This window comes from Kitasatospora viridis, assembly GCF_007829815.1.
In the GTDB taxonomy this organism is placed as follows: domain Bacteria; phylum Actinomycetota; class Actinomycetes; order Streptomycetales; family Streptomycetaceae; genus Kitasatospora; species Kitasatospora viridis.
Map to the genome: position 1 here is coordinate 818,022 of NZ_VIWT01000001.1, position 18,812 is coordinate 836,833.

Here is an 18,812-nt window from a genome sequence, read left to right on the forward strand (position 1 = left end):
GACAATTGCGCCCTGCTGGACCCGGTCCCGACCCCGGGAGAGCCGACAGAGGGACATGATGCACGCCGCGGCGGGCCGTCGGCACCCCTGATCCGTGGTCATCAGCGGTTCGCTGGGCCACACTTGCCCCGGCCGGGAGTGCCGCCGTCCGCGTTCGAGTGTGGGGAACAAGCGGTTGAACACGCGCACCAGTGGTTGACAGCGTGATCACCGGCGGGCGGAGGGTTCTCAAAGCAGCCCATTTGCGGTCTGATTGGGCGGGCCCGGCCAGCCCGATGGCCGATCTCTCGACAGTCCGTCAGGGCCACTTGTAGGTTGTGCTATCGCGCTCGTACCCCCCAGGACTCCGGCGGACTCCACAAGACTCCAACGGTGCGACCAGGTGGGCGCGTTGGCCGTGCCGATCACGCAGGCCCGGGAAGGGAACCCAGAACCATGACCACCGGCAGTGACGACGCGACCGACCGGCCCCTTCTCCTCCTGGTCGCATCCGGTATGCGCCCCTACCGCGAGTACCTCCTGAAGTCCATCGCGACCCGCTTCGAGGTGCACCTCTTCCACACCGTCGAACCGTCCTGGGAGCAGGAGTACCTGAGCGGCTGGACGGTGCTCCCCGACACCTGGGACGGCCCGGCGATGGCCAAGGCGGCCCTGGACCTGCACGCCGCCACCCCGATCGCCGGCGTGCTCTGCTGGGACGAGGTCCGCATCCACGCCACGGCCTACATCGCCGAGGCGCTGGGCCTGCCCAACGGCGACCCGGCGGTGCTGTGGCGGATGCGCGACAAGGCGCAGACCCGCGCGGCGCTCGCCGCCGCCGGCGTGCCGCAGCCCGCCTCCGTGCCGGTCGGCACCGAGCAGGAGGCGCTGGCCGCGGCCGAGCGGCTCGGCTACCCGGTCGTGCTCAAGCCCCGCGGCTTCGGCGCCAGCCTCGGCGTGATCCGGGTCGACGACGCGGCCGCGCTGAGCGCCGGCTTCGCCTTCACCACCTCGATCACCATCCCGGACCCGGTCCGCTACAACTCCGCGGAGCGGTACCTGGTCGAGGAGTGCGTGACCGGCGAGGAGATCAGCGTGGACGCGGCGATCCGCGACGGCGAGGTGACCCCGCTGTTCATCGGCCGCAAGGTGGTCGGCTACCCGCCCTACGCGGAGGAGATCGGCCACTTCGTCGACGCCGACGACCCGTTGCTCACCGACCCGGCGCTGGTCGCCGCGCTCCGCGAGGCGCACGCCGCGCTCGGCGTCGAGAACGCCTGGACCCACTCGGAGTTCATGCTCACCGCCGACGGCCCCAAGCTGATCGAGGTCAACGGGCGGCTCGGCGGCGACCTGATCCCCTACCTGGGCCTGCTGGCCACCGGCATCGACCCCGGGCTGGCCGCCGCCTCGGTCGCCTGCGGCCTGGCACCCGACCTCACGCCGTCGCGCCAGCGGGTCAGCGGGGTCCGCTTCTTCTACGTCGAGGAGGAGGACACCACCCTCGGCGAGGTCGCCTTCGACGGCGAACTGCCCGCCGCCATCGACCGGTCGGTGGTCGTGGCCGCCCCCGGTGCCGTCGTCTCGCCGCCGCCGAAGGGCACCGTCTGGGGCCGGATCGCCTTCGCGACCGTGGCCGCGGACTCGGTGGACGCCTGCCGGCGGGCGCTGGACGAGGCCGGCGCCGCGCTGGTCGTCAACTCGGTCTGAACCACCCGTCCCACCCCTGTCGTCCGACTGAAAGACAGCCATCGCAAATGACCGAGAACGAGCAGCAGCCCACCTCCCAAGGCCCGGGCGCCTGGGTCACGTTCAAGGAGTCGAACCCAGCCGTCAAGGCGATCCTGGCCGGCGTCATCGTCAACCGGCTCGGCGCCTTCCTCACCATCTTCCTGGTGCTCTACCTGGTGTCGAAGGGCTACTCCACGGCTGAGGCCTCGCTGGCCCTCGGTGCCTACGGCGCCGGCGGCATGGTGGGCGTGCTGATCGGCGGCGCGCTCGCCACCAGACTCGGCGCACGGAACTCCACCGTGCTGAGCATGGCGAGTTCGGCGGTGCTGCTGGCCACGATCGTGTACGTGCCGAGCTACCCGGCGATCGTGGCCGCCGTCTTCCTGGTGAGCGCGGTCGGCCTGATCTACCGGCCGGCCTCGGCCGCGCTGCTGTCCGAACTCACCCCGGACTCCCGGCAGGTGATGATCTTCGGGATCTACCGCTGGGGCCTGAACCTGGGCACGATGGCCTCGCCGCTGCTCGGCTACGCGCTCTTCAACCTGCGCCACAAGAGCTACACCGTGCTCTTCTGGGGCGAGGCGCTGGTCGCGGTGGTCTACGCGCTGATCGCCTGGTTCCTGATCCCGTCCAAGCAGCAGGAGGCCGCGGCCGCGGCGGCGGTCAAGGCCGCCGGCGCCGACCCGGCGGCGGACCCGGAGCCGGGCGCCGCCGCGCAGGCCGCACCGGCCGAGGCGGGCGGCTACCGCACCGTGCTGCGCGACCGGCGCTACCTGTTCTTCCTGATCGGCATGCTGTTCAACACGATCGTCTACGTGCAGTACACCAGCACGCTGCCGCTGGACGTCGCCAAGGAGCACGTGAGCGTGCTCTGGTACACCCTGGCGGTGGCCCTCAACGGCTTCATGGTGATCGCCTTCGAACTGCCGCTGACCAAGTTCACCCAGAAGTGGCCGCTGCGGCTGACCGTGGTGGTGGCCTGGGCGCTGGTCGGCGTCGGCGAGATGTTCTACGGCTTCCCGCTGGGCGGGGCGGTCATCCTGATCGGCACCTTCATCTGGAGCTGCGCCGAGATCATGGCCGGCCCGGCGATCTTCTCCTACCCGGCCATCGCCGGGCCCGGCCACCTGAAGCCGATCTACATCAGCAGTTTCCAGTTCACCTTCAACCTCGGCACCGCGATCGGCCCGATCATCGGCGGCGAGCTCTTCCTGGGCCTGGGCCGCATGGTCTGGCCGACCCTCGGCCTGATGGCCGCCGCGGCCTGCGTGCTCGGCCTGTTCGCCTTCCCCGGCGCCAAGAAGTCCGCCGTGGGCGGGAGTCCGGAGCCGGAGCCGGTCAGCTCGACCGTCTGACCCCGGGTGCGGGCCGGCCGGCGACGGCCGGCCCGCACCCGGCGGGCACCACCGGGGTCGGCGCGGTGCGCACCGTACATCCCGTACAGGGGGCGCGCATTGAACACCATCGACCGCATTCCCATCGACTCGGTGCTGCCCGGGGACTCCCCGCGGTTCACCACCGAGGACCAGGCCCACATCGCCCGCCTCGCCGGGACCGACGCCGCGCTGCCGCCGATCCTGGTGCACCGTCAGACCATGCGGGTCATCGACGGGCTGCACCGGCTGCGGGCCGCCCGGCTCAAGGGCGAGGACTCCATCGCCGTCGAGTTCTTCGACGGCACCGAAGAGGCGGCTTACCTCCTCTCGGTGCAGGCCAACATCGCGCACGGGCTGCCGCTCTCCACCGCGGAGCGCAAGGCCGCCGCGATGCGCATCGTCACGATGCGCCCGGAGATGTCCGACCGGTCGATCGCCCGCACCACCGGACTGTCCGCCAAGACGGTCGCCGAACTCCGCCGCCGCTCCACCGCCGGACACGCCCGGTCGACCGCCCGGGTGGGCCGCGACGGGCGGCTGCGGCCGGTCAACGCGGACGAGGGCCGGCGCCGGGTGCTGAAGGCCATCCGGGAGCGGCCCGACGCGTCGCTGCGCGAGATCGCCCAGGCCGCCGGGGTCTCGGTGAGCACCGCGCACGGCGTGCGGGCCCGGGCCGACGGCCGGGCCACCGGCCGGACCGGCAGCCGGACCGGCAGCCGGACCGGTAACCGGACCGCCCCGGCGCGACCGCCGGCCGGGCTGCGCGCCGAGGAGGCGTTCGCCGGCCTGGAGAGCCTGCGCCGGGACCCCTCGCTGCGGTTCACCGACAGCGGCCGGGCGCTGCTGGCCTGGCTGCACCAGCGCCTGCTGGTGGCCGGCGAGGCGGAACACCAACTCCAGTCGATACCACCGCACCTGCTGCCCACCGTGTCGGCCCTCGCCCTGGAGTGCGCCGACAACTGGCGGGAGCTGGCAACCGAACTGCGCGGCCGCGCACGACGCATCGGATAGGGGAACCGTGATCGTCAGACTTGACCACGTGGGGGTGGCGACCGGCGACCCGCAAGGCGCCGGCGACCTGCTCGCCGCCCTCGGACTGAGCCTCGGGGAGAGCGGCAACGCCGAGACGTACGGCGTCAGTTGCGACTTCTGGCAGGCCGCGAAGGGCGGCGGCGCCGTCGAACTGGTCGCACCGCTCGACGAGGAGGCGGCGATCAGCCGCCGGCTCGCCGACCACGGGCCGGGGCTCTACCACGTCGCCTTCGAAGTGGACGACGTGGCAGCCGAGTTGGAGCGACTGCGGGGGCTCGGCTGGGTGCCGGTGGACCGTGAGCCGCAACCCGGCGCGCGGCCCGGCATGTGGGTGGCCTTCGTCTACGCCAAGCGGCCCGCGGGGCTGCTGGTCGAGCTGGTCGAGTACCGCCGCACCGAGCCCGCGACCGACGCGTCATGACCGGCGCCGCACGCACCGCCGCCATCCGCACCGACACCGTCCGCACGGCCGCCGCACGCACCGGCACCGTCCGCACGGCCATCGTCGGCGGCGGCCTGGCCGGCGCGGCGCTCGCCTGGCGGCTCACCGAACTGGGCCTCAAGCCAACACTGTTCACCAGCGAGCAGGGCCGCCGGACGGACGCCACCCAGGCCTCCGGCGGACTGCTGCGCGGCTTCGAGACCGACCCGGCCAGGGCCCGCGCGGCCGCCGAGAGCCTGGCCGAGCTGCGCGCCTCACCCCTGCTGCGCGGCTGGGCCGACTACCGCGAGCTCGACTCCACCGTCGTGCTGCCCCCGGGCACCGACCCGGCCGCCCTGCACACCGTGCTGCGGCTGCTCGACGAGCTGCTGCCCGGCTCCGCCGAACTGCGCCAACTCCCCGATCTGAAGCCGTTCCTGGACCTGCCACCGGGCTCCGTCGCGGTGGTCGAGCGGCAGGCCGGCTACCTCTCCCCCGCCGCCCTGCGGGACGCCCTGCTGGCGCAGGCCGTCCGCGCGGGCGCGACGGTCCGCACCGATCCGGTGCTCCGGGTGCTGCCCGAGGGCACCGTGCGCACCGCCGGTGGCGCCACGGCCGAGTACGACACCGTGGTGCTGGCCACCGGCCCCTGGACACCGGGCCTGCTCGCCGCCTGGGGCCTACCCGGCGGGGGCCTGCGGAGCAAGCGGATCCAGTACACGCTGGGCCGTGGCACCCCGCCGGGCCTCGGCGCCTTCGTCGACGAGACCTGCGGCCTCTACGGCCGCCCGGCCGGCCCGGGCCGCTTCCTGCTGGGCCTGCCCACCGACGAGTGGGACGTGGATCCGGCGGCGCCGCGCACCGACGCCGACTTGGCCCGCCGGGTCGCCGAACTCGCTGCCCAGCGGCTCGGCTTGGACTCCTGGCCCGGCCCGGACGCCGTCACGGTGGCAGCCGCCGACTGCTACGCGCCCGCCGGCGGCCTGCGGTTGCGCGCCTGCCTGCCCGGCGCGGCCCTGCTCAGCTTCACCGGCGGCACCGGCGGCGCGGCCAAGTACGCGCTGCTGGCGGCCCGTTCGGCCGCCGCCGCGGTCTTCTCAGGTGAAACTCCCGACGAAGACTTGCCATCCTAAAATCCGGCTGGCAGCATCGGTCGCGGATTGAATTCCGAGTTCCGGCCCCCGACTTCGCGACTGCCGATCTCGCGGACGCCCGACTCCCCGGTCCCCGAGCCCCCGAGCTCCCGGACCCCGTATTCCCTCACCCCGCATTTCCTCATTCTCGATCTCCCGAGCCCCGGCATCGCGCGGGCTCCTCCCGTTATCGAGCCCTGGCATTCCCGGGCTCCGGAGTTCCTATGTTCACTGACAGGGGATGGCATTGAACAGACAGGAAGTCGAACTGCTCGCCATCGGGGCCGGCCCGGCGAATCTCGCCCTGGCCGTCGCCCTGGAGGAACTGGCGCCGGCCGACGTCGCCGGAAAGACGCTGCTGGTCGAGCAGCACGACAACGTGGTCTGGCAGCGCGGCATGCTGCTGCCCTGGACCCAGAGTCAGGTCTCGTTCCTCAAGGACCTGGTGACGCTGCGGAACCCGCGCAGCAAGTTCTCCTTCATCAACTACCTGCACTCGGTCGGCCAGCTCGACGACTTCATCAACCTCGGCACCTTCACGCCGTACCGCCAGGAGATCTCCGGCTACCTCCAGTGGGTGGCGGACTCGCTGAGCGAGGTGCGGGTCTCCTACGGCCGGCGGTGCGAGGGCATCACCCCGCGGCGCGGCGCCGACGGCAAGGTGACCGGCTGGCTGGCCGCCTTCTCCGACGGCACCGAGGTGCTGGCCCGGGACCTCGTGGTCGGCGCCGGGCGGGACCCGCGGATCCCCGCCGAGTTCGCCGGCCTGCCGGCCGAGCGGGTGATCCACAGCGCGGAGTACTCCGCCCGGATCGCCGGCCTGGACCCGGCCGGGAAGCACCGGATCACGGTGATCGGGGGTGCGCAGAGCGCGGCGGAGCTGCTCTGGGCGGCGCACCAGGGATTCCCGGCCGCCGAGACCACCATGGTGATGCGCTCGATCGGCCTGAAGAACTACGAGTCCAGCAAGTTCACCAACGAGATCTACTACACCTCGTTCATCGACGACTTCCACGCGGCGCCCGCCGACGCCCGCGAGCAGTTGCTGCGGGAAATGCACCTGAGCAATTACGCGGGACTGGCCCCGGCCATGCTGGAGACGCTCTACCGGCAGCGGTACCTGGAGCGCCTGGCCGGCGCCGAGCGCCTCAAGATCGTCACGATGACCGAGATCACGGCCGCCCGGATGGCGGGCGAGGAGATCGTCCTGACCCTGCGCGACCGCAAGACCGGCGCCACCAGCGAGTCGCGCTGCGACCTGCTGCTGCTCGGCACCGGCTTCGACGGCAGGATGCCGCAGCTGGTGCGGCGGCTGGCCGCCGACCTCGGCCTCGACGAGATCACCGTGGACCGCAACTACCGCCTCACCATGCCGCACGGCGCCGACGGCGCCTCGTGCTACCTCCAGGGCGTCAACGAGGCCACCCACGGCATCTCGGACTCCCTGCTCAGCGTGCTGGCCGGCCGCTCCGGCGAGATCGTCGCCGACCTGCTGCTGCACCGCGGCCAGGACGCCGCGCACGCCCCGCTGCTGGCCGACGTCGCCTGACGCCCGACCCGGCGTCACCCGACGGGCCGTCAGCACGCCACACCGCGCGCGCCCGTCGCTCGCACCGGCACTCTTCGAGGAGATTCACCATGGCACATGAGATCCGTCCGCTGGACCGGGCCGCGCTCAAGCCCGACAACCAGTTGCGCGCCCAGCGGTTGGTGCCCTGGCCGCTGCTGAACGCCCCGTTCGAGGGCTCCTGGTGCGTGGTCGCGCCCGGGACCGAGTCGGGCGAGCACGGGCACCACGAGTACGAGATCTGGATCGCGCTGTTCGGCGCCTCGGAGATCCGCACCGAGGGCAAGCGGGTGCCGTTCGTGGCCGGCGACGTCATCCACTTCGAGCCGAACACCGTGCACCAGGTGGTCAACTCCTCGGACGCCGACTTCGAGTTCTACGCGATCTGGTGGGACGCCGACCTGGCGGGCGGCTTCCTCGCCAAGCACCGGGCGGGCCCGCACGCCGGCACCGGCCCGAGCGGCGGTGCCGGGGCATGACCGCCGAGCAGCGGCACCGGATCCTGATCGCGGCCACCCCGACGCCCAACGGCGACCTGCACGTGGGCCACATGGCCGGGCCGTACCTGGCCGCCGACGTGTACGCGCGCTACCTGCGGGCAGCCGGCCTGCCGGTGACCTACACCACCGCGACCGACGACAGCCAGACCTACGTGACCTCCACCGCCCGGCGCCAGGGCACCACGCCCGCCCGGCTGGCCGCCGAGTCCACCCTCGCCATCGAGGGCTCGCTGACCGCGCTCGGGATCGAACTGTCCGCGCCCGAGGGCCGGGTGCTGCCGCCGATCGACGCCCGCTACCGCGAGGCGGTGACGGAGTTCGTCCGCGCCCTGCACGAGGCCGGCCGGCTGCGCACCCTCACCGTGCGGCTGCCGTACGCCGAGCGGGCCGGCCAGTACCTCTACGACGGCCTGCTGAGCGGCAGTTGCCCCAGCTGCGGGGCCGCCAGCAGCGGCGGCGGCTGCGAGGACTGCGGCCACCCGAACAACTTCGACGAGCTGCGCGAGGCCCGCTACGCGCTGGACGCCGAGGACCCGGTCTCGTACCGCGAGGAGACCATCCTGGCACTGCCGATGGAGGAGTACCGGGCCGAACTGGAGGCGCACTTCGCCGAGGTGCTGCCGCGCTGGCGCCCGCGCCCCGCCCGGCTGGTCCGCGAACTGCTGGACCGTCCGCTGCCGGTGATCCCGGTGACGGTGCCGGGCGACTGGGGCGTCCCCGCGCCGTTCGCGCCCACCCCGGGCCAGGTCGTCTACCCGTGGGTGGAGGCCATGCCGGCCTCGATGTACGCCACCTGGTGGGCCAACGGCGCGGACCGCTCGCTGCCGTACGACGAGTACTGGAAGGCGTCCCACGGCGCCGAGCCGGTCTACTTCCACGGCTTCGACAACGTCTACCACTGGGGCCTGGTCGACCTGGTGCTGCTGCTCGCGCACGGCGACCGCTACGTGCGGCCGAGCGCCAGCGTGGTCAACGAGTTCTACGAGCTGGACCACGCCAAGTTCTCCACCAGCCGCAACCACCTGATCCGGGGCGCCGAGCTGGTGGCCGAAACGCCCCGGGACACCGCCCGGTTCTACCTGGCGCTGACCCTGCCCGAGCGGGAGCGGACCAACTTCGACCGGGCCGCCCTGGCCGAGGTGACGGCCCGCCGGCTGACCGGCCCGTGGAACGAGCTGGCCGCCCGGCTGGCCGAGCGCACCGAGCCGGTCGGCGCGGAGCCGCAGCAGATCACCGCCGCCGGCCGGGCCGACGAGGAGCGGTTCGCGGCCGCACTGCGCGACTGCTTCGAGCTGACCGGCTTCAGCGTCGCCCGGGCCGCCGCGCTGCTCGCCGACCGGATCGCCGAGCTGAACGAACGGGCCGCCGGGCCGGGCGAGTTGGGCGACCTGCTGGCCGCCGTGCGGTCGCTGCTCGCCTGGTCCGCGCCGATCCTGGTGGACACCGCGCGCCGGGCCGCCGAGGCCGGGGTGGTGCTCGCGCTCGACGCCGGGCCGGCCGACAAGATCGCACCCTTCCGGGTACCGCCGCTGCCATGACCTCGACCTCCCTGCCGCCGGCGGCCGCGGCGGCCCACCTCACCGTGGGCCGGGCGGAACGCCTGCTGCTGCCGGCCGCGTTCGTCACCAACCTGGGCAACAACATCCAGCTGATCGCCGCCTCGCTGCTGGTCTTCCGCAGCACCGGCACCGCGCTCTCGGTCGGCTGGGTGTACATCGTGACGGCCCTGCCGCAGGTGGCGCTCTCGGCGGCGGCCGGGCGGCTGGCGGACCGGTTCGACCGGCGGACCCTGTGCCTGCTGGCCGACGCGGCCAGTGCGCTGGCCGCGCTGGCCCTGCCGGCCTGGCTGCTGGCGCACGGGCCGGCCCGGGTCGGGGCCTACGCCGTCAGCTTCCTGCTGGCCTGCCTGGCGGCGCTGTTCACGCCCGCCAGCCAGGCGCTGGTCAAGGAGCGGATCGCCGACGAGCGGCTGGGGACCTTCGGTTCGCGCTACGAGATGGCGGTCCAGGCGGGCATGGTGCTCTCCGGCCTGGTCGGCGGAGTGGTCGCCCAGTTCGCCGGGGTGGTACCGCTGTTCTTCTTCAACGCGGCGACCTTCCTGGCCTCCGCCGCGTGCATGCTGCTGATCGGGCGCCACCGCCCGGTGGACCGCCCCGCGCCCGCCGGGGAGCGGCCGGCCCGGGCGGGGAACGGGCCGGTGCTGCGGCTCGGCGCGCTGTACTGCGTCGGCAGCGTCATCGCCACCACGGCCAACACGCTGCTGATGGTCGTGGTGGTGCGCCGCTTCCACCAGGGCTCCGGCCTGCTCGGCGTGGTCGACGCGCTGGCCTGCGTCGGCATGCTGATCGGGGCCGCGCTCTACCAGCGGTGGCAACACCGCGTCGACTACCGGAAGTTGCTGCTCTGGGGCTACCTGGTCTGCGCGCTGCTGGCCCTGGTGCAGCCGATCTCGGTGTGGACCATGCTGCCCGGGATCCTGCTCGGCGGGACCACCTTCGCGCTGGGCCGGCTGCCCTCGCGGGTCGAGCTGACCCGGGCGGTCCGCGCCGACCGGGCCGGGCGGGTCTTCGGCACCGTCAACGCGCTCGGCCTGGCCGCCGCCGTGCTGGTCACCGTGCTGGTCGCCACCGTCTGCGACCAGGCCGGGGCGGTCCGCGGCTACCTCACCCTGGCGGCCGTCACCGCAATGCCCACGGTGCTGCTCGCCGGATCGCTCCTGGTGCCCCGGTGGGCCCCCAACTCACGTCGTACCCAACCCGGTTGTACGGAGACATCGTGAAACTGCTGACCATCGAAACCGTCCAGTACCTGTCGTACTACATCTCGCGCTACCGCCAGGTCGAGGCCTTCGGGGTGGACCTGTACGTGCTCAACGGCGAAGGCACGCCCGACTTCTGGCCCGAGGAGAAGTACCGGCTGGCCGGCACCCGGGACGTCGCGCGGATCGTCGAGCTGGCCCAGGAGTGGCACAAGACCGAGCAGTTCGACGGCGTGATCACCTTCTCCGAGTCGGCGGTGATCACCGTCGCCGCGGTGGCCGAGGGCCTCGGCCTGCCCACCATCGGGGTGGCGGCCGCCAAGGCCAGCCGCAACAAGTACCTGATGCGCCAGGCGCACGAGCGCGGCAACGCCCCGCACCCGGCCTTCCGCCTGGTCGAGTCGGCCGAGGACGCGCTCGCCGCGGCCGAGGAGTTCGGCTACCCGGTGATCATCAAGCCGACCCTGGGCGCCGGCAGCAACTACGTCTTCAAGGTGGACGACGCCGCCGAGCTCGCCGAGCGCCACGCCCAGGCCAAGGAGGGCATCCAGAAGATGTTCTGGGCCAACTCCGAGGTGGCCGGCCTGGACCTCGGCCCGAACGGCCTGCTGGTGGAGTCCTTCCTGGACGGCAAGGAGTACCTGATCGAGGCGGTGGCCTGGGACGACGAGGTCTACCTCGGCTCGGTGGTGGACCGGATCACCGTCGAGGGCGCCACCTTCGACGACGACGTGCACCACGCGCCGACCTCGATGAGCGCCGAGGACCTCGCGGCCGTGCACGAGGTGGTCAAGGCGGGCCTGTGGTCCCAGGGCCTGCGCCGCAGCGTCGCGCACGCCGAGGTCCGCTTCCACCAGGGCAAGCCGTACCTGCTGGAGATCGCGGCCCGGGTCGGCGGCGGCGGCCTGGACGAGATCGCCCGGCTGACCGCCTCCCACGACCCGATCAAGGCCGTCGCCGACATCGGCGCGGGCGTGCGGCCGCAGGTCCGGCACTTCCGGCCGACCGGCGTGCACACCGCCTCGATGTGCCTGATCAGCGACGGCGGCGTGGTGCGCTCGATCGACGTGCCGGCCGAGGTCGCCGACTCCGCGAAGGCCTTCCTGCTGAAGATCACCGCCCGGCCCGGCGACGTGATCCTGCGCCCGCCGCACGGCAACACCATCTTCGGCTTCCTCGGCACCACCGGGGACTCGCTGGAGGACGCGATGGCGACCATGAACGAGTTCGCCGAGAAGATCACCGTCGAGCTCGACCCGCACCCGGCGGAGGAGCAGTGATCGACTACGACGGCAGACGGTTCCGCCCGGTCGGGGCCGACCACGGCGAGTCCGGCCGGGTGGCCCACTACCGCCAGCGCGGCAACCTGCTCTGGGGCGAGTTCTCCGGCGGCGACGCCCGCCGCGGCACCCTCACCGGACTCTGCGGCCCCGACGGCGAACTGGAGTTCGCCTACTGCGTGGTGCTGGGCGACGGCCGGGTGGTCTCGGGCCGCTGCCAGTCCACCCCGGCGACCCTGCCCGACGGCCGGATCCGGCTGGTCGAGCACTGGGAGCGGTACGGCCCGCACGCGGACAGCGGCGTGTCGTACCTGGAGGAGATCGACGACGGCGGCAGCGCCGACCACGACCGCGGGAAGGACGCCCGATGAGCTCCACCGATCGCAAGCCGAAGCAGGGCGGGGTCGTCACCTGGGCCTGCGCCCCGGGCTTCCCGCCCGCGGTGATCTTCCCGTTCACCCCCGCCGAGCGGATGGGCACCCGCAACATCCTGGAGTTCCAGGCCCTGATGTACCGCACGCTGTACTACTTCGGCACCGGCGGCGTGCCGGACGTGGACTACGCCAACAGCATCGGCGAGGAGCCGGTGTGGAGCGCGGACGGACTGACCGTCACCATCACCGTCAAGCCCTGGCAGTGGTCCAACGGCGAGACGCTGTGCGCGGACAACGTGCTGTTCTGGGTCAACCTGATGAAGGTCAAGGGCGCCCGGTACGGCGAGTACGTCCCCGGCTACTTCCCGGACAACCTCACCGACTACGGCAAACTCGCCGAGGACAAGGTCTACTTCACCTTCGACAAGGTCTACTCGCAGCGCTGGGTGCTGTTCAACCAGCTCTCCACCATCACCCCGCTGCCCAAGGCCTGGGACCGCACCGAGCAGGGCCCGGCCAACGCCTCCGGCGACCTCGCGGACGTCGAGGCGGTCTACGCCTACCTGATGGCCGAACAGGGCGACCACGTCGAGGAGGGCAACGCGCACCGCACCCGGTGGGCCGACAGCCCGATCTGGTCCATCGTCAGCGGGCCCTGGCGGCTGCAGAGTTACACCCTCGAAGGGGTCGTCACCTTCGTCCCCAACGAGCACTACTCGGGCCCGAACAAGCCCTACCTGGACGAGTTCCGGCAGATCCCCACGTTCTCCGACGAGGAGCAGTACGAGGCGCTGCAGCGCGGCGAGTTCCAGGTCGGCTTCCTGCCGCTCAGCTTCGCCACCGAGCCGGCCGTCAGCCCCGACCAGGGCGGCCCCAACCCGCTGGCCGGCTTCACCATGCACCCGCAGACCGCCTACTGCGTGCGCTACATCTCGCTCAACTTCAACAACCCGACGGTGCAGGGCAAGCTGATCGCCCAGACCTACTTCCGCCAGGCCCTGCAGTCCTGCCTGGACCAGGACTCGGCGGTGCGCGACGTCTACAACGGCTACGCCTACCGGCAGAACGGCCCGGTGCCGGTCTTCCCGAAGACCGAGTTCGTCTCGCCGCGCCAGCGCGAGGGCTCCTGGCCGCTGCCGTTCGACCCCGAGCGGGCCAAGCAGCTGCTGGCGGAGAACGGCTGGGACACCTCCACCACCCCCGCGGTCTGCGTCAACCCCGGCACCGGCCTCGGCCAGGCGGGCGAGGGCATCCCGGCGGGCACCTGGGCGAGCTTCCTGCTGCGCTACGTCGAGGGCCGGCCCGCACTGACCCGGGTGGTGGAGCAGTTCCGCGACGACGCCGCCAAGGCCGGCATCGAGGTGCGCCTGGAGGAGGTCTACGGCTCGATCCTGGTGGCCGAGGACGCGCCCTGCGTGCCCAGCCCCGAGGACCCCTGCCGGTGGGAGGCCTGCACCTGGAACGGCGGCTGGGTCTTCCACCGGCCCACCGGCGAGATCCTGTTCAGCACGGACGCCGGCGGCAACTTCGGGCACTACAGCGACCCGCGGGCGGACGAGCTGATCGAGCGGACCGTGACCACGGACGACCTGGACGTGCTCTACGAGTACCAGGACTACATCGCCGAGCAGGCGCCGGTGGTCTTCATGCCGAACTTCCCGATCCGGATCTTCGAGGTCTCCGACCAGCTGCACGGCTTCGGGCCGATCAACCCGTTCGGGATGATCAACCCCGAGAACTGGTACTACCTTGAGGACTGAGGTGGCGCTGGCCGGCGCGGCGCCGATCGCACCGATCGGCGCCCACCCGCTGCTGGTGCTGCTGCTCCAACTCGGCGCGCTGCTCACGCTGGCCGTGCTGCTGGGGCGGCTCGCCGTGAAGCTGGGCTGGCCGGCGGTGGCGGGCGAGCTGTGCGCCGGGGTGCTGGTCGGCCCCTCGGTGCTCGGCTCGCTCTCCCCCGCACTGTCCGGCTGGCTCTTCCCGCACAACGTCGAGCAGGTCCACCTGCTCGACGCGGTGGGGCAGTTGGGGGTGATGCTGCTGGTCGGCGTGAGCGGCAGCCACCTGGACTTCGCACTGGTCCGCAAGCAGGGCGCGACCGCCGCCCGGGTCAGCTCGGCCGGGCTGGTGCTGCCGCTCGCCCTGGGCGTCGGCCTCGGCCTGCTGCTGCCCGCCTCGCTGCTCGCCCCGCACAGCGACCGCACCACCTTCGCGGCCTTCCTCGGCGTGGCGATGTGCGTCAGCGCCATCCCGGTGATCGCCAAGACCCTGCTGGACATGAACCTGCTGCACCGCGACATCGGCCAACTCACCATGACCGCGGGCATGCTGGACGACGCGGTGGGCTGGCTGCTGCTCTCCGTGGTGACCGCGATGGCCACCACCGGGGTCACCGCCGGCACCGTGGTGCACTCGGTGGTCGCGCTGGCGGTCGTGGTGCTGGCCGCCGTACTGGCCGCCCGGCTGCTGGTCGGCCCGCTCTACCGCTGGGCCGAACGCAACGGCGGCACCGGCACGGTGGTCGGCACCACCGCCGTGCTGGTGCTGCTGTCGGCGGCGGGCACCCAGGCGCTCGGCCTGGAGCCGATCTTCGGCGCCTTCGTCTGCGGCGTGACCGTGACCGCGACCGGGGCGGTCGGCCCGCTCCAGCTGGCCCCGCTGCGCACCGTGACCCTCTCGGTGCTGGCGCCCGTCTACATCGCCTCGGCGGGCCTGCGGATGGACCTGACCGCGCTGGCCCGCCCGTCGGTGGCGCTGATGGCGCTGACGGCCCTGCTGGTCGCCGTGCTGGGCAAGTTCGGCGGCGCCTACCTGGGGGCCCGGGCCAGCCGGCTCGGCCGCTGGGAGGCGCTGGCGCTCGGCGCCGGCATGAACGCCCGCGGCGTGGTCCAGGTGGTGATCGCGATGGTCGGGCTGCGCCTGGGCGTGCTCGACTCCGCGACCTACACCGTGGTCGTCCTGGTCGCCGTGGCGACCTCGCTGATGGCGCCCCCGCTGCTCCGCACCGCGATGTCCCGGATCGACCAGACCCCCCTGGAACAGCACCGACGGACCGCCCAGTTCGGGCCGACCGTCCCCGAAAGCCAGACCGTGTGAAGGACTGAGGAAACAGAGATGACGACGAACCAATTCGCCGACTTCGGCATCGCGGGATTCGGCTACTCGCTCGGCGCCGACCAGAAGGTCGGGACCGAGGTGCTCACCGAGTTCGTGGACGACCCCGAGCGGGTGCTCCAGTGGGGCTACCGGACCTTCCACCGGGCGCCCGAGGAGGTGACCGCGATCGAGCTGTCCGCCAAGGCGGCGCTGGCCGCGATCGAGGACGCCGGGCTGACCGTCGAGGACGTGGACTACGTCGTGCTGGCGCTCTCCGACGTGCCCGGCTACCTCAACTGGGACGCCTCCTCGGCGCTGGCCCACGAGATCGGGGTGCGGCTCAAGCCGAACCTGCTGCTGATGGAGGGCTGCGTCTCCGGCGTCACGGGCCTGGGCAACGTGGCCGGCCTGTTCGCCACCGACCCGACGCTGCGCAACGTGCTGTTCGTCGCGGTCAACCGGGTCAGCGAGTTCCACCGCAACCGGATGCGGGTGAACAACTCGATCCACAGCGACGGCGCCTCGGCCGTGGTGCTGCGCCGCGGCCACGACTTCGGGCGCTGGCTGACCACCGTGCAGTTCACCGACCCGGACGTGTCCTACTGGTTCCGCACCGAGTACGGCGGCGAGGTGGCCCCGGTCGCGCCCGCCGACTGGTCCTCGAAGACCGAGGCCAACGGCCTGGAGGCGGTGGTCAACCACTTCCGCACCGACCCGAAGGGACTCCAGGAGTTCGTCGCCGCGCTCAACCGGCGCCTGGTCGAGGTGACCGACCAGGCCTGCGAGCGGGCCGGCGTCACCCGCGACTCGCTCAAGAAGATCATCCACCTGAACGACAACCAGGGCTCGTTCGAGGAGATCGCCGAGGCCTTCGACGTACCGATCGACCGCACCAGCGCCGAAATCGCCGCCCAGCACGGCCACATGGGCGCGGCCGACCACCTGGTGACGCTCGCCGAGTACTGCCGCTCCGGCGAGCTGGTCCCCGGCGACCTGGTCGCGCTGATCGGCATCTCGATCGGCATGCGCTGGTACTGCACCCTGGTCAGGATCTGATGCCCGAACTCGTCGACGCACTCAAGGCGGCCGTCGCGGCCGGCACCGCGCCCAGCCCCGACCTGCGGCTCGCCCTGGCCCAGACCGAGGACACCGGCGTGCTGCGCAAGGCCGGCCGGGCGCTGGCCTGGCTCACCGACCCGGAGGGCCGGCTGCGGCCGCTGCGCGTCTCGGTGGTGGCCGCCTGCACCGTCGGACCGCTCGAACACCTGCTGCGCGCCTGCCTGGTGGGCGCGGGCGCGCTGCCGACGATCGCGCTCGCCCCCTACGGCACCTTCGAACTCACCCTGGCCACCGGCGACTTCGACCACGCCAGCGACCTGCTGCTGTGCCTGCTGGACGAGTCCTACTTCCTGCCCGACGACCTGGACGTGACCGCGCCGCAGGCGGCCGCCGACTACGTCGAGGACCGGCTGGCCCAACTGGGCGGGCTGATCGGCGCGGCGCTGGGCGGCACCGAGGCGACCCTGGTCCTGCACACCGTCCCGCTGCCGCGCGCCCTGCGCGACACCATGCTCAGCCTGCGGACCAGGGGCGCGCTGACCCGGCTCTGGCACCGGCTCAACGCCGGCCTGCTGGCGCTCGCCGAGGAGCACCCGCAGGTGCAGGTCGTCGACCTGGTCGGCCTGCTCGCCGAGTCCCCGGTGGCCGCGCGCGACCAGCGCCTGCACAAGTACGCCGACCTGCCCTACACGGACGGGGCGTTGCTGCTCCTGGCCAACGAGGTGCGGCGGATCGCCCAGGCCCGCTCGGGGCTGTCCAGGAAGGTGCTGGCGCTCGACCTGGACAACACCCTGTGGGGCGGGGTGCTGGGCGAGGTCGGGGCGGAGGGCGTCGAACTCGGCGGGCTCTACCCGGGCAAGAGCTTCCAGGACCTGCAACGCACCGTCAGCCGGCTGCGGCAGCAGGGCGTGGTGCTCGTGCTGGCCAGCAAGAACGACCCGGGACCGGTCGAGGAGGCGCTCGCCGGGCACCCCGCGGCGCTGCTGCGCCCGGAGGCCTTCTCGGTGAGCATGGTCAACTGGGCGCCGAAGGCGGGCAATCTGCGCCAGGCCGCCGAGACGCTGGGCCTGGGCACCGACTCGTTCGTCTTCATGGACGACTCGGACTTCGAACGCGGCAGCGTGGCGGCCGAGTTGCCCGAGGTCGCGATCATCGACGCGAGCGGCGAACCGGCCCAGCTGGTCGACTCGCTGGTGCGGCACGGCTGGTTCGACGTGGTCGAGCTGACCGGCACCGACCTCCAGCGGCCCGACCTCTACCGGGCGCGCAGCCTGCGCACCGAGTTCTCCGGCGGCTTCGGCAAGGCCGAGGACTACCTCCGGGCCCTCGACCTGCGGGTGACGATCGCCCCGGTGACCCGGTTCACCGTCGCCCGGGCCGCCCAACTGGCCGCTCGCACCAACCAGTTCAACCTGACCGGGGTGCGCTTCGACGAGGCGGCCACGCTCGCCATGATCGACGCCCCCGACCGGCTGGCGCTCAGCGTCTCGGTCACCGACCGGTTCGGCGACGAGGGGCTGGTGGGCGCGGTCTGGGTGGCGCGGGACGCGGAGCGCTGGAGCGTGCTCAACCTGGTGCTGAGCTGCCGGGTGCTGTCACGCGGGGTCGAGTTCGCGATCGCCGGGCGGCTCGCCGAACTGGCCGCACGGGCCGGGGCCGAGGTGCTGGAGGGCCGCTTCACCCCCTCGGCCAAGAACGGCGTGGCGGCGGGGTTCTGGGAGAAGGCGGGCTTCGTCCCGGAGGGCGAGGGGCACTTCGTCTTCCTGCCGGGCCGAACCCCCGACCCGACCCCGTCGTGGATCACCAGCCTCGGAGGCACCGAGGACACCGCGAACACCCGAGAGAACGAGGAGCAGGGAGCATGACGAACACCGTCGAGCAGGTCGGCAGCCGGGTGCTGGAGGTGCTCAGCGAGGTGCTGAACCAGCAGCCCGAGGCACTGGCCGCGCAGCCGGTGCTGGCCAGCTACGACTGGGACAGCCTGGCCTCGCTGGAGGCGCTGGCCCAGCTGGAGAGCGCCTTCGGGGTGCGGCTGGAGCTGCGGGCCTTCCAGGCCGTGCGGACCGTCGAGGAGATGACGGCCCTGCTCGCCGCCACGCTGAACGGCTAGACCAGGACGGTTTTCTGACGGTCTGTCGGAACCGAAGGAGAGAGGGCACCATGAGCCTGCTGGAGATCCGTCTGTTCACCGTGCAACCGGGCACCCGCGAGGAGTTCGACCGGGTGAGCCGGGAGGAGACGATCCCGATGATGCGCCGCTGGGGCATCAACGTGATCGCGTTCGGCCCCGCCCTCAACACCGAGGACGGCTACTACCTGATCCGCAGCTTCCCGTCCGAGGAGCTGCGGGTCTCCGTCCAGGAGGCGTTCTACGCGAGCGCCGAATGGGAGGAGAACTACGACAAGAAGATCACCGAGATGATCGCGGACTACCAGACCGCGGTCACCCCGCTGACCGGCGAGCTGTCGACCGGCCTCAAGGGGATCTAGGCCACTGGACCTAGGG

The 18,812-nt window shown here is 72.4% G+C and carries 17 protein-coding genes; all 17 read left to right on the forward strand.

From position 1 onward, the window contains the following. The first annotated feature begins 435 nt into the window (after positions 1 to 435). The 17 genes from FHX73_RS03785 (at position 436) to FHX73_RS03865 (ending at position 18,796) form a co-directional block, all read left to right on the forward strand. Positions 436 to 1,689 (forward strand): ATP-grasp domain-containing protein, encoded by a 1,254-nt coding sequence (locus FHX73_RS03785; protein ID WP_145903269.1) that lies wholly within the window; start codon positions 436 to 438, stop codon positions 1,687 to 1,689. A gap of 47 nt (positions 1,690 to 1,736) precedes the next feature. After that, on the forward strand, positions 1,737 to 3,065 hold the full coding sequence (locus tag FHX73_RS03790) for an MFS transporter (protein ID WP_145903270.1): 1,329 nt from the start codon (positions 1,737 to 1,739) through the stop codon (positions 3,063 to 3,065). Between the two features lie 99 nt (positions 3,066 to 3,164). Continuing rightward, on the forward strand, positions 3,165 to 4,097 hold the full coding sequence (locus tag FHX73_RS03795; protein ID WP_145903271.1) for a ParB/RepB/Spo0J family partition protein: 933 nt from the start codon (positions 3,165 to 3,167) through the stop codon (positions 4,095 to 4,097). A gap of 28 nt (positions 4,098 to 4,125) precedes the next feature. After that, positions 4,126 to 4,539 (forward strand): VOC family protein, encoded by a 414-nt coding sequence (locus tag FHX73_RS03800; protein ID WP_211786132.1) that lies wholly within the window; start codon positions 4,126 to 4,128, stop codon positions 4,537 to 4,539. Then, positions 4,536 to 5,672, forward strand: coding sequence for an FAD-dependent oxidoreductase (locus FHX73_RS03805; protein ID WP_145903273.1), 1,137 nt, complete (start codon positions 4,536 to 4,538; stop codon positions 5,670 to 5,672). The genes FHX73_RS03800 and FHX73_RS03805 overlap by 4 nt, the downstream gene beginning before the upstream one ends. A 241-nt stretch (positions 5,673 to 5,913) precedes the next feature. After that, positions 5,914 to 7,221, forward strand: coding sequence for a lysine N(6)-hydroxylase/L-ornithine N(5)-oxygenase family protein (locus FHX73_RS03810; RefSeq protein WP_425461358.1), 1,308 nt, complete (start codon positions 5,914 to 5,916; stop codon positions 7,219 to 7,221). Positions 7,222 to 7,310: 89 nt separating this feature from the next. After that, positions 7,311 to 7,718, forward strand: a complete 408-nt coding sequence (locus FHX73_RS03815) for a cupin domain-containing protein (protein ID WP_145903275.1) — start codon at positions 7,311 to 7,313, stop codon at positions 7,716 to 7,718. After that, on the forward strand, positions 7,715 to 9,277 hold the full coding sequence (locus FHX73_RS03820) for a class I tRNA ligase family protein (protein ID WP_145903276.1): 1,563 nt from the start codon (positions 7,715 to 7,717) through the stop codon (positions 9,275 to 9,277). The genes FHX73_RS03815 and FHX73_RS03820 overlap by 4 nt, the downstream gene beginning before the upstream one ends. After that, positions 9,274 to 10,518, forward strand: a complete 1,245-nt coding sequence (locus FHX73_RS03825; protein ID WP_145903277.1) for an MFS transporter — start codon at positions 9,274 to 9,276, stop codon at positions 10,516 to 10,518. Before FHX73_RS03820 ends, FHX73_RS03825 begins: the two co-directional genes overlap by 4 nt. Continuing rightward, positions 10,515 to 11,777 (forward strand): ATP-grasp domain-containing protein, encoded by a 1,263-nt coding sequence (locus FHX73_RS03830; protein ID WP_145903278.1) that lies wholly within the window; start codon positions 10,515 to 10,517, stop codon positions 11,775 to 11,777. The genes FHX73_RS03825 and FHX73_RS03830 overlap by 4 nt, the downstream gene beginning before the upstream one ends. Next, positions 11,774 to 12,148, forward strand: coding sequence for an avidin-fold protein (locus FHX73_RS03835; protein ID WP_145903279.1), 375 nt, complete (start codon positions 11,774 to 11,776; stop codon positions 12,146 to 12,148). The genes FHX73_RS03830 and FHX73_RS03835 overlap by 4 nt, the downstream gene beginning before the upstream one ends. Next, positions 12,145 to 13,911: an ABC transporter substrate-binding protein gene (locus FHX73_RS03840; RefSeq protein WP_145903280.1), complete on the forward strand. Its 1,767-nt coding sequence runs from the start codon at positions 12,145 to 12,147 to the stop codon at positions 13,909 to 13,911. The genes FHX73_RS03835 and FHX73_RS03840 overlap by 4 nt, the downstream gene beginning before the upstream one ends. Further along, a complete protein-coding gene (locus FHX73_RS03845; RefSeq protein WP_246213334.1) occupies positions 13,901 to 15,247 on the forward strand; it encodes a cation:proton antiporter in 1,347 nt (448 codons plus the stop codon). Before FHX73_RS03840 ends, FHX73_RS03845 begins: the two co-directional genes overlap by 11 nt. An 18-nt stretch (positions 15,248 to 15,265) precedes the next feature. Continuing rightward, positions 15,266 to 16,303 carry a 3-oxoacyl-ACP synthase III family protein gene (locus tag FHX73_RS03850; protein ID WP_145903281.1) on the forward strand — a complete coding sequence of 346 codons (1,038 nt, stop codon included), beginning with the start codon at positions 15,266 to 15,268 and terminating at the stop codon, positions 16,301 to 16,303. Further along, complete coding sequence (locus tag FHX73_RS03855; RefSeq protein ID WP_145903282.1) at positions 16,303 to 18,171, forward strand: HAD-IIIC family phosphatase; 1,869 nt, start codon at positions 16,303 to 16,305, stop codon at positions 18,169 to 18,171. The genes FHX73_RS03850 and FHX73_RS03855 overlap by 1 nt, the downstream gene beginning before the upstream one ends. Then, the gene (locus tag FHX73_RS03860; RefSeq protein ID WP_145903283.1) at positions 18,168 to 18,416 is read left to right on the forward strand and encodes an acyl carrier protein; all 249 of its coding nucleotides are present in this window, start codon (positions 18,168 to 18,170) and stop codon (positions 18,414 to 18,416) included. The genes FHX73_RS03855 and FHX73_RS03860 overlap by 4 nt, the downstream gene beginning before the upstream one ends. A 50-nt stretch (positions 18,417 to 18,466) precedes the next feature. Further along, positions 18,467 to 18,796: an NIPSNAP family protein gene (locus FHX73_RS03865; RefSeq protein ID WP_145903284.1), complete on the forward strand. Its 330-nt coding sequence runs from the start codon at positions 18,467 to 18,469 to the stop codon at positions 18,794 to 18,796. The last annotated feature ends 16 nt before the right edge of the window (positions 18,797 to 18,812 follow it).

Bases quoted from the DNA above. Each gene is read 5' to 3' on its own strand.
- FHX73_RS03805 (WP_145903273.1), top strand. From the start codon at position 4,536: ATGACCGGCGCCGCACGCACCGCCGCCATCCGCACCGACACCGTCCGC.
- FHX73_RS03840 (WP_145903280.1), top strand. From the start codon at position 12,145: ATGAGCTCCACCGATCGCAAGCCGAAGCAGGGCGGGGTCGTCACCTGG.
- FHX73_RS03850 (WP_145903281.1), top strand. From the start codon at position 15,266: ATGACGACGAACCAATTCGCCGACTTCGGCATCGCGGGATTCGGCTAC.
- FHX73_RS03865 (WP_145903284.1), top strand. From the start codon at position 18,467: ATGAGCCTGCTGGAGATCCGTCTGTTCACCGTGCAACCGGGCACCCGC.
- FHX73_RS03825 (WP_145903277.1), top strand. From the start codon at position 9,274: ATGACCTCGACCTCCCTGCCGCCGGCGGCCGCGGCGGCCCACCTCACC.
- FHX73_RS03815 (WP_145903275.1), top strand. From the start codon at position 7,311: ATGGCACATGAGATCCGTCCGCTGGACCGGGCCGCGCTCAAGCCCGAC.
- FHX73_RS03855 (WP_145903282.1), top strand. From the start codon at position 16,303: ATGCCCGAACTCGTCGACGCACTCAAGGCGGCCGTCGCGGCCGGCACC.
- FHX73_RS03785 (WP_145903269.1), top strand. From the start codon at position 436: ATGACCACCGGCAGTGACGACGCGACCGACCGGCCCCTTCTCCTCCTG.
- FHX73_RS03810 (WP_425461358.1), top strand. From the start codon at position 5,914: ATGGCATTGAACAGACAGGAAGTCGAACTGCTCGCCATCGGGGCCGGC.
- FHX73_RS03860 (WP_145903283.1), top strand. From the start codon at position 18,168: ATGACGAACACCGTCGAGCAGGTCGGCAGCCGGGTGCTGGAGGTGCTC.
- FHX73_RS03790 (WP_145903270.1), top strand. From the start codon at position 1,737: ATGACCGAGAACGAGCAGCAGCCCACCTCCCAAGGCCCGGGCGCCTGG.
- FHX73_RS03820 (WP_145903276.1), top strand. From the start codon at position 7,715: ATGACCGCCGAGCAGCGGCACCGGATCCTGATCGCGGCCACCCCGACG.